Origin of the sequence: Hominiventricola filiformis (assembly GCF_020686965.1) — a bacterium.
Classification (GTDB): domain Bacteria; phylum Bacillota; class Clostridia; order Lachnospirales; family Lachnospiraceae; genus Hominiventricola; species Hominiventricola filiformis.
In genome coordinates, this window is sequence record NZ_JAJEPS010000007.1 from 114345 (window position 1) to 128195 (window position 13851).

Sequence of the window (13851 nt, forward strand, 5' to 3'; positions counted from 1 at the left end):
AAGATGATAGAAAAACAGATGACCTCCGGCGGGGAGGAGACGAAGAAATTATATTACGAGGACAGCCACAGGAAGGAATTCAAGGCAACGGTACTGTCCTGTGAAGAGCGGTTGACGGCCAAAGGAAAGAAAGATGGCTATGCGGTGGTACTGGATCAGACAGCCTTTTTCCCGGAGGGGGGCGGACAGTTCGGTGACCGTGGCTTTATAGATGACGTGGAAGTATACGATACTCACGAAAAAGGCGGTATCATTCTTCACTATACAAAGATGCCCGTGGAAGCAGGAACGACGGTGACCGGAAAGCTGGATTTCGCAGAGCGTTTTTCCAGAATGCAGGAGCATTCCGGTGAGCATATCGTATCGGGTATTGTCCATCGCCTGCATGGGTATGATAATGTGGGATTCCATCTGGGCAGTGAAAATACGACACTGGATTTTAATGGAGAACTCAGTGAAGAGGAGCTTTTGGAAGTGGAGCGGCTAGCGAATGAGGCGGTGTTCGCCGATCTGCCGGTACAGATTTCCTACCCTTCCAGAGAAGAACTGAAGACACTGGATTACAGAAGCAAGATTGAGATCGAGGGGCAGGTGCGCCTGGTAGAGATTCCGGGTGTGGATATCTGTGCCTGCTGTGCACCCCATGTAACGCATACCGGTGAGATCGGTATGATTAAATTCATTGCCTGTGACCGTCACCGGGGCGGCTGCCGGGTGACCATGCTGGCTGGTATCCGTGCCCTGAAAGATTATCAGGAAAAGCAGACACAAGTGACAGCGGTATCCGTGGCGCTCTCCGCAAAGCCGGAGAAGATCGGCGAGGCAGTGCTTCGTCTGAAGGAACAGCAGGAGGCTACCCGTTTCCAGCTGAACCGGATGCAGGCCATTTATCTGGAACAGAAACTGGACAGCATTTCCAAGGAAGATACATTCGCACTCCTTTTTGAAGAAGACCTCGATAATGTAGCAGTCCGCAATTTTGTAAACAGTGCAGTGGAGCGGTTTGAAGGTATCTGCGCGGCTTTTGTGGGAACGGATGAGAAAGGCTATCGTTATATTCTTGGAAGTAAAATAAAGGATGTGCGGGAACTGGCAAAAGAACTGAATACTCGTTTCGCAGGAAAAGGCGGCGGAAAGCCGGAGATGGTGCAGGGATCTTTGAATGGAACAGAAGCCGGGATCCGGTCTGCCATCGGAGATTTTCTTTAAATTTTCCGAATTCCAGCTGCCGCCCCTTGACAAAGTTTTTCTTTCCATCTAAACTAAGGAAGAATTGCAAATGGCAGTGATGAAGAGGAGTACAGATGGACCGCCGTCAGAGAGAATTACCCGCAGGCTGAGAGGTGATTTCGGAATGGACATGTGGAAGGTAGCTTCGGAGCCGGAGCGCTGAAAGGAAGAGATAGGCGTTCCCGAGTCCTCCGCGTTAAGGAGTCAGGAGGTATGTGTGGAACACACATATGAACAAAGGTGGTACCGCGATCATTCGCCCTTTGCACAGATGTCTGTGCAGAGGGCTTTTTTACGCAGAGAAAGGGAGAAATTCACAATGAAAGAATTAGCAAAGACTTATGATCCGTCTGAAATCGAGGATCGTACCTATGCCAAATGGATGGGAAGAAAATACTTCCATCCGGATGTAGACAGAAGCAAAAAACCGTTCACCATTGTTATGCCGCCGCCAAACATTACCGGTAAGCTGCACATGGGACATGCTCTTGACAATACCCTTCAGGATATCCTGATCCGTTACAAGAGAATGCAGGGATACAACGCACTGTGGATTCCGGGAACGGACCATGCAAGTATTTCCACAGAGGTAAAGGTGATCAACAAACTGAAAGAGGAAGGAATCGACAAGAACGATCTGGGAAGAGAAGGCTTCTTAAAGAGAACCTGGGAGTGGCGTGAAGAATATGGCCGCACCATCGTAGACCAGTTAAAGAAGATCGGTTCTTCCTGTGATTGGGACAGAGAGCGTTTCACCATGGATGAAGGATGCTCCGAGGCAGTTCTCGAAGTATTCACCCGCCTCTATGAAAAAGGATATATTTACAAAGGATCCAGAATTATCAATTGGTGTCCGGTATGCCAGACTTCCATCTCTGATGCAGAGGTAGAGCATGAGGAACAGGCTGGCCATTTCTGGCACATTAATTATCCGATCGCAGATGGAAGCGGTTATGTAGAGATCGCAACCACCCGTCCGGAGACTTTGCTTGGCGATACCGCTGTGGCTGTGAATCCGGATGATGAAAGATATACGAATCTGGTTGGCAAGATGCTGAAACTGCCGCTCACAGACCGCGAGATTCCGGTAGTTGCAGATCCGTACGTAGATAAAGAGTTTGGAACCGGATGCGTAAAGATTACGCCTGCCCATGACCCGAATGACTTTGAGGTAGGAAGACGCCACAATCTGCCAGAGATCAACATCATGAACGATGATGCGACCATTAACTGCCCGGGCAGCAAATATGATGGTATGGACCGTTACGAGGCAAGAAAAGCAATGGTAGCGGATCTGGAAGCACAGGGACTGCTTGTAAAAGTAGAAGAGCATGTACACAATGTAGGTACTCATGACCGCTGTGGTACGACGGTAGAGCCGATGATCAAGCAGCAGTGGTTTGTAAAGATGGAAGAGATGGCAAAACCGGCTATCGAAGCGATCAAGAACGGTGACCTGACCTTCGTTCCGGAGCGTTTTGACAAGACGTATCTGCACTGGCTGGAGAACATCCGTGACTGGTGTATTTCCCGTCAGCTCTGGTGGGGACACAGAATCCCGGCATATTACTGTGATGAGTGCGGCGAGACCGTTGTTTCCAAGACAGCACCGACGGTATGCCCGAAATGTGGATGCACCCATCTGACCCAGGACCCGGATACTCTGGATACTTGGTTCTCTTCCGCACTGTGGCCTTTCTCAACCTTAGGCTGGCCGAAGAATACCGAGGAGCTTGATTATTTCTATCCGACCGACGTACTGGTAACCGGATATGATATCATCTTCTTCTGGGTTATCCGTATGGTATTCTCCGGCTATGAGCAGACTGGAAAATGCCCGTTCCACCATGTACTGATCCATGGACTGGTCAGAGATTCTCTGGGACGTAAGATGAGTAAATCTCTTGGAAATGGTATTGACCCGCTGGAGATCATTGATAAATACGGCGCTGACGCGCTGCGGCTGACCCTGGTAACCGGTAACGCACCGGGCAACGATATGCGTTTCTACATGGAGCGTGTAGAGGCCAGCAGAAACTTTGCAAACAAAGTATGGAATGCTTCCCGTTTCATTATGATGAATATGGAGAAAGCAGAGATTCCGGATGAGATTGATCTGAGCACGCTTACCGCAGCTGATAAATGGATCCTGTCCAAAGTCAACAGTCTGGCAAAAGAGATCACTGCCAATATGGATAACTTTGATCTGGGTATTGCCGTACAGAAAATTTACGACTTTATCTGGGAAGAATTCTGCGACTGGTACATTGAGATGGTAAAACCGCGTCTGTGGAATGACGAGGATGAGACCAAGGGCGCTGCTTTATGGACCCTGAAAAATGTACTGATCAATGCACTGAAGATGCTGCATCCTTACATGCCGTTCATCACGGAGGAGATCTTCTGCAACCTGTCCGATGAGGAATCCATTATGATTTCCTCCTGGCCGGAGTACAAAGAAGAGTGGAACTTTGAAGCAGAAGAAAATGCGATTGAGACGATCAAGGAAGCAGTCCGTGGTATCCGTACCGTTCGTACCAGCATGAATGTACCGAACAGCAAGAAAGCAACCGTTTATGTGGTATCCGAGAATGCCAGGATTCGTGAGATCTTTGAACATGGCAAAGTCTTCTTTGCAGCACTTGGATTTGCAAGCGAAGTCATCGTACAGGCAGACAAGACCGGTATCGCAGATGATGCGGTATCTGCACTGCTTCCGGAGGCAGCTATTTACATGCCTCTGCAGGAGCTGGTAGATATCGAGAAAGAAAAAGAGCGTCTCCATAAAGAGGAAAAACGTCTGGAAGGCGAGCTTAACCGTGTCAATGGCATGCTGAACAATGAGAAATTTGTCAGCCGTGCACCGGAAGCAAAGATTCAGGAAGAGCGCGCAAAACTGGAGAAATACACACAGATGATGAGTCAGGTCAAAGAACGTCTGGCTCAGCTGGGAGAATAATATGACATACGAAGAAGCAGAGAGCTATATTAACAATACACCTAAATTTACAAAGAAAAATACATTGGAAAACACACGGATGGTTCTGGACGCCATGGATCATCCGGAGCGTAAGATGAAGTTGATTCATGTGGCAGGTTCCAATGGAAAAGGGTCCGTATGTGCATATCTGTCTTCTATCTTAAAAGCTGCGGGAAAAGAGGTGGGACTGTTCACCTCTCCGCATCTGGTAAAGATCAATGAGCGGTTCAAGATCAATGAGGAGGATGTATCCGACGAACTGTTCCTGGAAGCTTTTGAAGGAGTGATGGATCTGGTTCGTCAGCTTTTAAAAGAAAAGCCGGAGGAGTTTGCCCATCCTACCTTTTTTGAATTATTATTTCTTATGGGTATCTACATTTTTGACAAAGCCCATATGGAATATGTAGTGTTAGAGACCGGTCTTGGTGGACGCTTCGATGCCACCAATGTGATTGAAAAACCGCTGGTCAGCGTGATTACCTCCATCAGTCTGGAGCATACGGAATATCTTGGAGATACCTATGCAAAGATTGCAGGGGAAAAGGCAGGCATTATCAAAGAAGGCTGCCCGGTCGTCTATGACGGAACCAGGAAGGATGTGGAAGCAGCCATTCTTAAGAAGGCTTCCGAGATGCATGCGAAGGCTTATGCCATCCGTCCGGACATGTATAAAATTTTGATGAACACCCAGAAAACGATTGATTTTTCAATGGATACTGGGTATTATGAACCTATGAACGTGTCCATCGACACCGTTGCAGAGTACCAGGTGATGAATGCCTGTGAGGCTGTGACAGCGGCACTGGTGATGGATGAGGGACTGACAGAAACGGATATTCACAGCGGTATGAAGAATATGCGCTGGGAAGGACGTATGGAGCCGGTGCTTCCGGGCGTGATTCTGGATGGCGCGCACAATGATTCCGGAATTGAGGAATTTGTGAAAACAGCCAGACAGCTTGGAAAAGATACCAAAGTGACGTTGTTGTTTTCCTGCGTCAGTGACAAGGACTATGACGGCATGATCAGGACCATCTGTGAGGAGATTCCTTTTACGGAGGTCATTGTCACAGAGGTAGGTGCTTACCGTATGGTTCCGGCAGAGAAGCTTGGCAGTATTTTCCGGAAATATACAAAGCAGCCCGTCGCGGAGATTTCTTCCGTGGAAGAGGCATTTGACGAAGCATATGCCCGCAAAGGAGACGGAATCCTGTTCTGTGTAGGTTCCCTGTATCTGGTGGGAAGTCTGAAAGAGATATTAAGGAGTCGAAAGAATGCTTGACTTTGAAGAAGAATTAAAGAAATTTCATCCGAGCCTGGAGATTGATCAGGTAGAGGAAAATGTGTATAGTAACAATCTGGCAGATGTGACAGATCTGATAGATGAGATGCTGAAGGAAATTAAGGATCGTCGATAGAAAAGGTGAATATATGAAATGTTTTAACTGTGGAGCGGACCTTAAGGATTCCGAGTACTGCAGCCAGTGCGGTGCCGATGTAAAGCTGTACAGCAGGATGCTGAAGCTTTCCAATGCATACTATAATGAAGGTCTGGAGAAGGCAAAGGTACGCGACCTGTCGGGAGCAGTACTGGCATTGCGCGAAAGTCTGAAGATTAATAAAAAGAATACCAACGCAAGAAACCTTCTGGGACTGGTTTATTATGAGATGGGAATGGCTGTGGAAGCCCTGACCCAGTGGATCATCAGCCGCAGTTTCCAGAGCAGCAAGAATATTGCAGATGAATATATAGAGTCTATTCAGAATAATCCGGCGCGGCTGGATACGGTAAATACCAGTTTGAGAAAATACAATCAGGCGCTGGTATATTGCCAGCAGGGAAGTTATGATCTGGCCATTATTCAGCTGAAAAAGGTGCTGTCGGTCAATGGCAAACTTCTGGACGCACATCTTCTTCTGGCTCTTCTCTATATGAAAGTGGAAAATTATGCGCGTGCCCGCAACGAGATTAAGAAAGTACTGGCAGTGGACTGTAATAATACACAGGCACTCCGGTATCTGAAAGAGCTGAACCAGGAGACCGATAAGGATCAGCCGAAGGAAGAAGAGAAGAATAAAGATTATATTGCTTATACAAGAGATAATGAGACGATCATCCAGCCGGTAGGGGTGAAGGACAATTCTGGATTCCATGCGATTCTGAATGTGGTGATCGGACTGGTGATTGGCGTGGCGGTGATGGGACTTCTCATCATGCCGGCTCTGCAGAGTAAGAAGAGCGGAGAACTCAATAAAGCAGTTGCTGAGTACAGTGATCAGGTGGATGCCAAGTCCGCAACGCTTGACAGCCTGAAGCAGGAGAATGAATCCCTGAAGCAGCAGGCAGAAGAGGCTACGAAGGCAGCCAGTGATGCAGCGGATAAAGTGAGCAGCTACGAAGAGCTTCTGAAAGCATATGCCTCCTATTCTGCCGGAGATTCTGCAGCAGCACTGCAGGAACTGGAAGCAATCAATCAGGATACCCTTTCTGATGATGCAAAGACCTTGTATAGTTCTGTTTTCAGTGAAGTGGGTGTTACGGCAGTAAACGATCTTTACAAAACAGGATATGCGGCATATGAGAAGGGAGATTATGATACGGCAATTGCCGATCTTGGAAAATGTTATGAACTGGATAATACCCAGGGAGATGCACTGTATTTCCTGGCAAGATCCTATCATAAATCCGGTGACACTGAGAATGCAAAAATTTATTACCAGAAAGTCATTGAAGAATTTCCGAACACAAGAAAAGCAACAGACGCAGAAGGTCTGATGAAGGGACTTTAGGAGAACTGCCCTGAAGAAAGGGACGTTGTAATGCACAGCATTACAGCGTCCTTTTTCTTTGGTCAAAATGAAGCATGCCGCAGAAAGGAGAACTATTTATGGAAATGCTGGAACAAAAAGGAGGAAGGCTGATCGTCCATCTCCCGGGAGAACTGGATCATCATCATACAGAAAATATCCGGGCAGCGGTGGATCATATGATCCGCACGACACCTGTCGGAGAAGTGGAATTTGATTTTTCAGAAACCTTATTTATGGACAGTGCCGGAATCGGACTGCTAATAGGCAGATATCAGATGATGCAGGCATTTCATGGGCGGATATTGATCAGCCATGTAAATGAGCAGATTGAAAGAATTCTGGAATTATCCGGTATAGAAAAATATATCCGGCTTGAGAAGGAGGAGACCAGATGAAAAACGAGATGACACTGGCATTTGACAGTATTTCAGAGAATGAAGCTTTTGCACGGGTGGCGGTATCCGCGTTCATCACGCAGTTGAATCCGACACTGGAGGAGGTAGCAGATATCAGAACAGCAGTGTCGGAGGCGGTGACCAATGCCATTATCCATGGATATCCGGATGAAGTCCGGACGGTGATTGTGCGTGCCAGACTTACGGATCAGCTGCTGGAACTCTGGGTGAGTGATGAGGGAACCGGAATTGCGAACGTACAAAAAGCAATGGAACCTTTGTACACAACCAGGCCGGAACTGGAGCGATCCGGAATGGGTTTTATGTTTATGGAAGCATTTATGGATCAGATTCATGTGGAGTCTGCACCCGGTGTCGGGACGACGGTCTATATGAAAAAACAGATCGGGCATCAGGATACATAACAGGAGGATTCATATCTTTATGGAAGACACGATGTTTCTGATAGAAAGATCGCACCATGGGGATAAGGAAGCCAGAGAAATACTGGTGCGGGAAAATACAGGACTGGTATGGAGTATTGTCCGGCGCTATATGGGGAGAGGCACGGACAGCGAGGATCTGTTTCAGATCGGAATTATGGGATTGATCAAGGCAATTGACAAATTTGATCTGTCCTACCAGGTGAAGTTTTCTACCTATGCGGTGCCGATGATCGCAGGGGAAATCCGCAGATTTTTGAGGGATGACGGTATTGTTAAGGTCAGCCGCACACTGAAAGAAAACAGTTGGAAGATCCGGAGGGAGTCAGACTTGTTCCGTCAGAGAAAAGGAAGGGAGCCGACTGTGAATGAACTGCAGGAGTGTACCGGGATGACGCCGGAGGAGATTGTACAGGCCATGGATTTTTCTGTGGAAGTGGATTCCATCGACCGTACTGTCCGTCAGAGTGATGGAAGTGAGATCAGCCTTCTGGACAGGCTGCAGGTAGAAAATACCAGGACCGAGGAACTTCTGAATCGGGTGATGCTTGAGCAGCTTCTGGCGGAACTGCCGGAGAAAGAGAGAAGGCTGATTATTATGAGATATTTGCAGGATCGTTCCCAGACAGAAGTGGCACGGATGATGGGAGTGTCCCAGGTGCAGGTGAGCCGTCTGGAAAAGAAGATTCTGAAACAGATGAGGGAGAGACTGACCGGGGAATAAATCCGGTCAAAATAGCACATACTTGTGGAAAACGAAAGGCGGTGCAGGTATGAGTGAGATTCTGTATATGAAAATAGAACGGAACAGCCGGGTAACACATGCAGATGTGAGACTTGGAGACGTGGCAGGGCTGGAGTGCGTGAACCGTTCTGTCACGGCCAGACTGAATGCAATGAGAATTCTCCGGTTCCGGGAGCAGGAAGTGAAGCGGTATGTCATATCTGTCATGAAGGTGATCGAGATGATTCATGAACTGTATCCGCAACTGGAAATACAGAACCTGGGAGAATCAGAATTCATTGTGGAATACGATATTTCGGTGCAGAAATCGGAAATTCTGGAAATCGTAAAAGTGGCAGTACTGTGTGTATTGATATTCATCGGTTCCGCATTCTCTATTATGGTATTTAACAATGATGTGGGGGTTGATGATGTCTTTGCCAGGACCTATGAGCTCCTGACTGGACAGCCATCCAGTGGATATACAGTGATGGAACTGATGTATTCGGTGGGGATTGCCGTTGGCATAATCGTTTTTTACAATCATTTTGGAAAAAAAAGATTTACGGATGATCCGACACCGATAGAAGTGCAGATGCGTCTGTATGAGGACGATGTGAATACCGCGCTGGCCGCGGAAAGCAGCCGGAGGAATAAAACCATTGATGTGGATTAGGATGATTTTTCTGCCCGGGATGGTTGGTCTTGCCAGCGGTCTTGCAGTGGCAGGTGGCATGTTTGCGCTTCTGATTGCGCTGGGAGTAATTGCAAGATTTGCAGGAAAGACCAATACGGCATCCTGGGTACTTTATTATGAGGATGCCGCCGCATTGGGCGGCATTTTCGGAAATCTGTTCAGTCTGTATCAGTTCCGTATCCCGGTTGGAATTACCGGAGCTGCATTATTTGGGTTGTTTTCCGGAATATTTACCGGTACCTGGGCCATGGCTCTCACAGAGATTGTAGATGCTGTTCCGGTTTTCACCAGACGGATCCATCTGAAAGAAGGAATTCCATGGCTCATTCTTGCCATGGCTCTGGGACGGAGTCTGGGAGCATGGCTGCATGCCCGTTTCGGTTATTGAACATCCGGTTCCGGGTGAAACTCGGCCCACTTGTCGTACCAGACAAGGCAGGCGGCGGTATACTGTTCATTCAGACGGTCCAGGGTTTCCTGCCAGAGAGAGGCTGAAGCAGGATCCGTCCAGGAAAGATATTCATCGTATGTATTCCAGTGTTGTGTCAGTGCTTCCTGCACCTGTTCCACAGGTTCAAAGGACAGTCGGAGCTGCCAGTCTTCATAAGCACGCTCCGTATCCTGCTCACGCAGACGGTGACGCTCCGGAAGAGGCACGCTCTGAAGACCGCTTATGAGGGCCTGCTCTTCCGCACGGATACAGGCGGCGGGATCGGCGGCGGCTGCTCTGGCTTTCCGTTCCAGATAATGCTCATAGCCGAAGGGATAGTAAAGTACGGAATGGTCATCAAAGATCAGCAGAGATTCGGCTACCTGACGGATAAAATACCGGTCATGGGATACGAAGAGCAGGGTGCCGGTATAGGCCTGAAATGCGGATTCCAGGGTTTCTCTGGCGGGAATGTCCATGTGGTTGGTCGGCTCATCCAGCAGAAAGAAATTCGGCCTGCTCTGGAAAAGTTCGGCCAGTACCAGACGGGATTTTTCACCGCCGGACAGGGAAGAGACTTTTTTGGAAGCTGCTTTTCCGGAGAAAAGGAATGCTCCTAGAATCTGCCGGACATCCTTCTCTGTAAGAGACGGAAACAGTTCATGGAAATGTTCCGCCACGGTGAGATCGGAAGAAAGAGCAGCGGTCTGCTGGTCAAAATATCCGATCAGGACATTGAGCCCCAGGCTGCAGGTACCTTTTACCGGCGGCAGCAGTCCGGCGGCCGTTTTCAGAAAAGTAGACTTTCCGGCACCGTTTGGACCGATGATACCGATCTTCTGTCCGCGTCGAATTCGCAGGGATAATTCCAGCAAAGACCTGTCATAACCGATCTGCAAATGCTCTGCTTCCAGTACCCATTTGGCACTGCGGATTTCCGGGTCAATGGAACCGGTGAAAATATGTGCGTCATCTTCGACAGGTTTTTCCACCTTCGGCATCCGCTCCAGAATTTTTTTCCGGGAGCGTGCAAAGGCGGCTTTTTTCGGTTTATGTTTGAAGCGTTCGATGAGTTCTTCCAGACGTTCGATTTCTTCCTGCTGCTGTTTCCATGCTTTGGCCTGAAGAGAGTGTTCTTTTTGTTTCTGCGCCTTAAAAGAGGAGTAATTTCCAACATAGCGGTGCAGTTTCCGGTTTTGAAATTCCCAGACGGTATCTGCCGTGCGGTCCAGGAAAAAGCGGTCATGGGATACCATAACGACAGCTCCCGGATAACTGCGCAGATAATCTTCCAGCCATTCAACGGTCTCTACATCCAGATGGTTGGTCGGTTCATCCAGCAGCAGGAGATCCGGTTTCAGCAGAAGCAGACGGATCATTGCGATTTTAGTCTGTTCGCCTCCGGAAAACTGTTCAAGCCGCTTCTTTTTATCTTCCTTTGTAAAACCAAAGCCGGTAAAGACCCGGTCGTATTCCTGCTCCCATGCGAAACGCTCCCGGTCCCATTTATCCGGACAGGGGCAGCATTTCAGAAGTTCTTTTTCCACCGTGACGGACAGATCGGAAAATGCCTGCTGGGACAAAAAACCGGTGGTTGTTTTTCTGGAAGTATAGATTTCCGGGGAAATACTTTTATCGTCCCGGTCAAGTGCCAGTTCACCGGCAAGAAGTCGAAGCAGGGTAGTCTTACCGCATCCGTTTCTGCCGATGACGGCAATTTTTTCGTTTCCGCGGATTTCAAAATGAAAATGGGACAGAACCGTCTGACCGCCGATGCTTAAGGTTCCGTCCTGAATCTGTAACAGCATAATGTCTCCTGTATGAAAGTGTCTGTGGGCACTGTAGTTCTCTTACGTAAATATAGCAGAAAGAGGGCAGCGTTACAAGAATAACCAGAAGATCAGTCCCAGAATCCAGGAGGTGACAACACCGTAAAGAATAACGGGACCGGCGATGGTGAAGATCTTGGAACCGATTCCGAAGACCTGTCCTTCCTTCTTGTATTCGATGGCGGCTGAGGCAACGCCGTTGGCAAACCCGGTGATGGGAACGAGAGCGCCGGCTCCGCCCCATTTAGCAATGGAGGGGTAGAGGTTAAAGCCGGTTAGAAGGACGCTTAAGAGAACGAGAAGAATGGAACACCAGGTTCCGGCAGCCTCCTCTTCAAGCCCCATGGACAGACCGGTGTTGATAAGAAACTGTCCCAGTACACAGATGAGTCCCCCAGTGAGAAATGCTTTTCCCATTTCTAGCGGCAGGCTGTGGGTGGGCGTAACTTCCTTGATATATTTCTGATACTTCTGTTTCTGTTCTTTATTGAGACTGTTCATTGAAAATCTCCTTTCAACAATGTTCCAGCACGATGCCATGGGCAATGCCGGGGATGGAATGACCTTCATTGAAGCTGACCTTGGATAAGAGAGCTCCGGTCGGGAGAAAGAGCACCCGTTTCCATTCGCCGCGTCTGAGTTTTGGCAGAATATAGGATGCCAGCACAGAAGCGGAACAGCCGCAGCCGGAGCCGCCTGCGTGAGTATCCTGGGTATTCGGGTCATAGATCAGGATGCCGCAGTCTTCGTGACGGTCACCAGGTTCAATATTCTGTTCCCGCAGGAGATCCTTTAAAATAATCTGTCCGACGCTGCCCAGATCACCGGTAATGATCCGGTCATAATCTTCGACGGTTCTGCCTGTATCATGGAGATGCCGGGCAATTGTATCAGCTGCTGCAGGTGCCATGGCGGCACCCATATGCATGGAATCTTTCACCCCATAATCCACGATTTTTCCGGTGGTGATTCCGGTGATGCAGACAGATGAAGGGGAAGAGGACAGGAAGTCTTCGGAGGCAAGGAGAAAGGCTCCCGCGCCGGTAACCGTCCAGGTAGTTGACAGGGGACGCTGTCCGGCATATTCCAGGGGAAATCGAAATTCCTTTTCTGCACTGGCAAAATGACTGGAAGTCAGTGCCATCACACATCCGGCATAACCGGCACTGATACACATGGCAGCCAGAGAGAGACTTTCACCGCAGGTGGAACAGGCACCGTAGAGTCCGAACAGAGGAATCTGCAGTTCCATGATGCCGTAAGAGGTGGCGATGCCCTGGGCCAGAAGATCACCGGCAAAAAGATAGCGGACTTCTTCTTCTGTGAGACCCGTTTTTTCCAGTACTTTTCGTGCGGTCCGAAGCTGTAGCTCGCTTTCTGCCTCCTCCCATGTGTTTTTGCCGAATTTTGGATCTTCCTCGATACAGTCGAAGAGATGTCCGAGCGGTCCGTCACTTTCTTTGCTTCCAACAATGGAAGCTGCCCCGATGATACGGGGAGGACGGTCAAAGAGCAGAGTTGCTTTTCCGGTAATCTGTGCCATATAAGAACCTTCCTTTCTAATATTTATCTATAGTTTGTGTAAATTTTCAAAAAATAGTGCACAAAATGAAAAAAATGTGGTATGCTGATTACAGTTTTGGGCAAATGAGAGAGGAGAATATATGAGAAAAAAGTCGCATATTGCACTGGCAGGTTTTCTGGTACGGGGAATGGACAATGAGGTACTGAACCACAGATGGAAATCTTTCTATTTTGGGAATGTGCTCCCGGATTGTAAATGGTCATTCGTGACTATGCGCCATGAGTATGATGGAACTTTTGAGATGACAGCAGCGCTTTTGAAGTCACTGGCAGAGGAGAGTGGTTACTGGTCCATGGATACGGCATCCTTTGTGACTGATCTGGGGCAGGTATTTCATTTTCTGGCAGATTATTTTACGTATCCTCACAATGCCCATTATCCGGGGAATATCAAAGATCACTGCACTTATGAAAATCAGCTGAAACATGGATTGAGGGCATATATCCGCAGCGGACACGCCGTGTTCGCAGGAGGGTGCCACAGACGGCTGAATTCCGTGGATGACATTTTGGACTATATCCGCGAGATGCATGACGAATATATGAGACAGCCGGGAAGTGTGGAGAATGACTGCAAATATATTACGACAGTCTGCTCCAATGTACTGGTTTCTCTTCCGCAGTTTGCAGGTGTGGCAGCGATGGCATACGCAGGCTGATTGAAAGACCGCATTGCAGGCGGAGAACTTTTGCAGAATGTAAATGTCCTCCTGCCGGCTGCGGTCTTT

Annotated in this window: 14 protein-coding genes and 1 other annotated feature; of the genes, 11 read left to right on the plus strand and 3 right to left on the minus strand. The window is 48.4% G+C overall.

Features of this window, described 5'->3' with window-relative positions:
- Positions 1-3: 3 nt before the first annotated feature.
- The 10 genes from LKD36_RS08915 (at position 4) to LKD36_RS08960 (ending at position 9668) form a co-directional block, all read left to right on the plus strand.
- The gene (locus LKD36_RS08915) at positions 4-1209 is read left to right on the plus strand and encodes an alanyl-tRNA editing protein (protein WP_308459403.1); all 1206 of its coding nucleotides are present in this window, start codon (positions 4-6) and stop codon (positions 1207-1209) included.
- A 67-nt stretch (positions 1210-1276) separates the two neighbouring features.
- Positions 1277-1497: a binding site (T-box leader), on the plus strand.
- A 52-nt stretch (positions 1498-1549) separates the two neighbouring features.
- Positions 1550-4189: a valine--tRNA ligase gene (locus LKD36_RS08920; RefSeq protein WP_308459404.1), complete on the plus strand. Its 2640-nt coding sequence runs from the start codon at positions 1550-1552 to the stop codon at positions 4187-4189.
- Position 4190: 1 nt separating this feature from the next.
- Positions 4191-5492, plus strand: a complete 1302-nt coding sequence (locus tag LKD36_RS08925; RefSeq protein WP_308459405.1) for a bifunctional folylpolyglutamate synthase/dihydrofolate synthase — start codon at positions 4191-4193, stop codon at positions 5490-5492.
- Positions 5485-5628: a hypothetical protein gene (locus tag LKD36_RS08930; protein WP_308459406.1), complete on the plus strand. Its 144-nt coding sequence runs from the start codon at positions 5485-5487 to the stop codon at positions 5626-5628. The genes LKD36_RS08925 and LKD36_RS08930 overlap by 8 nt, the downstream gene beginning before the upstream one ends.
- A gap of 13 nt (positions 5629-5641) precedes the next feature.
- The gene (locus LKD36_RS08935) at positions 5642-7000 is read left to right on the plus strand and encodes a tetratricopeptide repeat protein (RefSeq protein WP_308459407.1); all 1359 of its coding nucleotides are present in this window, start codon (positions 5642-5644) and stop codon (positions 6998-7000) included.
- Between the two features lie 98 nt (positions 7001-7098).
- The gene (locus tag LKD36_RS08940; RefSeq protein ID WP_308459408.1) at positions 7099-7416 is read left to right on the plus strand and encodes an anti-sigma factor antagonist; all 318 of its coding nucleotides are present in this window, start codon (positions 7099-7101) and stop codon (positions 7414-7416) included.
- Positions 7413-7841: an anti-sigma F factor gene (gene spoIIAB / locus LKD36_RS08945; protein ID WP_308459409.1), complete on the plus strand. Its 429-nt coding sequence runs from the start codon at positions 7413-7415 to the stop codon at positions 7839-7841. The genes LKD36_RS08940 and spoIIAB overlap by 4 nt, the downstream gene beginning before the upstream one ends.
- Positions 7842-7860: 19 nt before the next feature.
- Entirely contained in the window at positions 7861-8583 is a 723-nt protein-coding gene (locus LKD36_RS08950) for a SigF/SigG family RNA polymerase sporulation sigma factor (RefSeq protein WP_308459410.1), read from the plus strand.
- Between the two features lie 49 nt (positions 8584-8632).
- Positions 8633-9259: a stage V sporulation protein AA gene (locus LKD36_RS08955; RefSeq protein WP_118770962.1), complete on the plus strand. Its 627-nt coding sequence runs from the start codon at positions 8633-8635 to the stop codon at positions 9257-9259.
- A complete protein-coding gene (locus LKD36_RS08960; RefSeq protein WP_118770961.1) occupies positions 9249-9668 on the plus strand; it encodes a stage V sporulation protein AB in 420 nt (139 codons plus the stop codon). The genes LKD36_RS08955 and LKD36_RS08960 overlap by 11 nt, the downstream gene beginning before the upstream one ends.
- On the opposite strand, the gene LKD36_RS08965 is transcribed toward LKD36_RS08960, so the two are convergent.
- The 3 genes from LKD36_RS08965 to spoVAD form a co-directional block, all read right to left on the minus strand.
- Positions 9662-11518: an ABC-F family ATP-binding cassette domain-containing protein gene (locus LKD36_RS08965; RefSeq protein WP_308459411.1), complete on the minus strand. Its 1857-nt coding sequence runs from the start codon at positions 11516-11518 to the stop codon at positions 9662-9664. The genes LKD36_RS08960 and LKD36_RS08965 overlap by 7 nt on opposite strands.
- Positions 11519-11590: 72 nt before the next feature.
- On the minus strand, positions 11591-12040 hold the full coding sequence (locus tag LKD36_RS08970; RefSeq protein WP_308459412.1) for a SpoVA/SpoVAEb family sporulation membrane protein: 450 nt from the start codon (positions 12038-12040) through the stop codon (positions 11591-11593).
- Positions 12041-12053: 13 nt separating this feature from the next.
- Positions 12054-13082 carry a stage V sporulation protein AD gene (spoVAD, locus tag LKD36_RS08975; RefSeq protein ID WP_308459413.1) on the minus strand — a complete coding sequence of 343 codons (1029 nt, stop codon included), beginning with the start codon at positions 13080-13082 and terminating at the stop codon, positions 12054-12056.
- 121 nt (positions 13083-13203) lie between these two features.
- Here spoVAD and LKD36_RS08980 point away from each other — a divergent pair, with 121 nt between their 5' ends.
- Complete coding sequence (locus LKD36_RS08980; RefSeq protein WP_308459414.1) at positions 13204-13782, plus strand: zinc dependent phospholipase C family protein; 579 nt, start codon at positions 13204-13206, stop codon at positions 13780-13782.
- The last annotated feature ends 69 nt before the right edge of the window (positions 13783-13851 follow it).

What these genes read in the sequence shown, in the direction of transcription:
- LKD36_RS08915 (WP_308459403.1), top strand. Translation starts at nt 4, where the DNA reads ATGATAGAAAAACAGATGACCTCCGGCGGGGAGGAGACGAAGAAATTA.
- LKD36_RS08920 (WP_308459404.1), top strand. Translation starts at nt 1,550, where the DNA reads ATGAAAGAATTAGCAAAGACTTATGATCCGTCTGAAATCGAGGATCGT.
- LKD36_RS08925 (WP_308459405.1), top strand. Translation starts at nt 4,191, where the DNA reads ATGACATACGAAGAAGCAGAGAGCTATATTAACAATACACCTAAATTT.
- LKD36_RS08930 (WP_308459406.1), top strand. Translation starts at nt 5,485, where the DNA reads ATGCTTGACTTTGAAGAAGAATTAAAGAAATTTCATCCGAGCCTGGAG.
- LKD36_RS08935 (WP_308459407.1), top strand. Translation starts at nt 5,642, where the DNA reads ATGAAATGTTTTAACTGTGGAGCGGACCTTAAGGATTCCGAGTACTGC.
- LKD36_RS08940 (WP_308459408.1), top strand. Translation starts at nt 7,099, where the DNA reads ATGGAAATGCTGGAACAAAAAGGAGGAAGGCTGATCGTCCATCTCCCG.
- spoIIAB (WP_308459409.1), top strand. Translation starts at nt 7,413, where the DNA reads ATGAAAAACGAGATGACACTGGCATTTGACAGTATTTCAGAGAATGAA.
- LKD36_RS08950 (WP_308459410.1), top strand. Translation starts at nt 7,861, where the DNA reads ATGGAAGACACGATGTTTCTGATAGAAAGATCGCACCATGGGGATAAG.
- LKD36_RS08955 (WP_118770962.1), top strand. Translation starts at nt 8,633, where the DNA reads ATGAGTGAGATTCTGTATATGAAAATAGAACGGAACAGCCGGGTAACA.
- LKD36_RS08960 (WP_118770961.1), top strand. Translation starts at nt 9,249, where the DNA reads ATGTGGATTAGGATGATTTTTCTGCCCGGGATGGTTGGTCTTGCCAGC.
- LKD36_RS08965 (WP_308459411.1), bottom strand. Translation starts at nt 11,518, where the DNA reads ATGCTGTTACAGATTCAGGACGGAACCTTAAGCATCGGCGGTCAGACG.
- LKD36_RS08970 (WP_308459412.1), bottom strand. Translation starts at nt 12,040, where the DNA reads ATGAACAGTCTCAATAAAGAACAGAAACAGAAGTATCAGAAATATATC.
- spoVAD (WP_308459413.1), bottom strand. Translation starts at nt 13,082, where the DNA reads ATGGCACAGATTACCGGAAAAGCAACTCTGCTCTTTGACCGTCCTCCC.
- LKD36_RS08980 (WP_308459414.1), top strand. Translation starts at nt 13,204, where the DNA reads ATGAGAAAAAAGTCGCATATTGCACTGGCAGGTTTTCTGGTACGGGGA.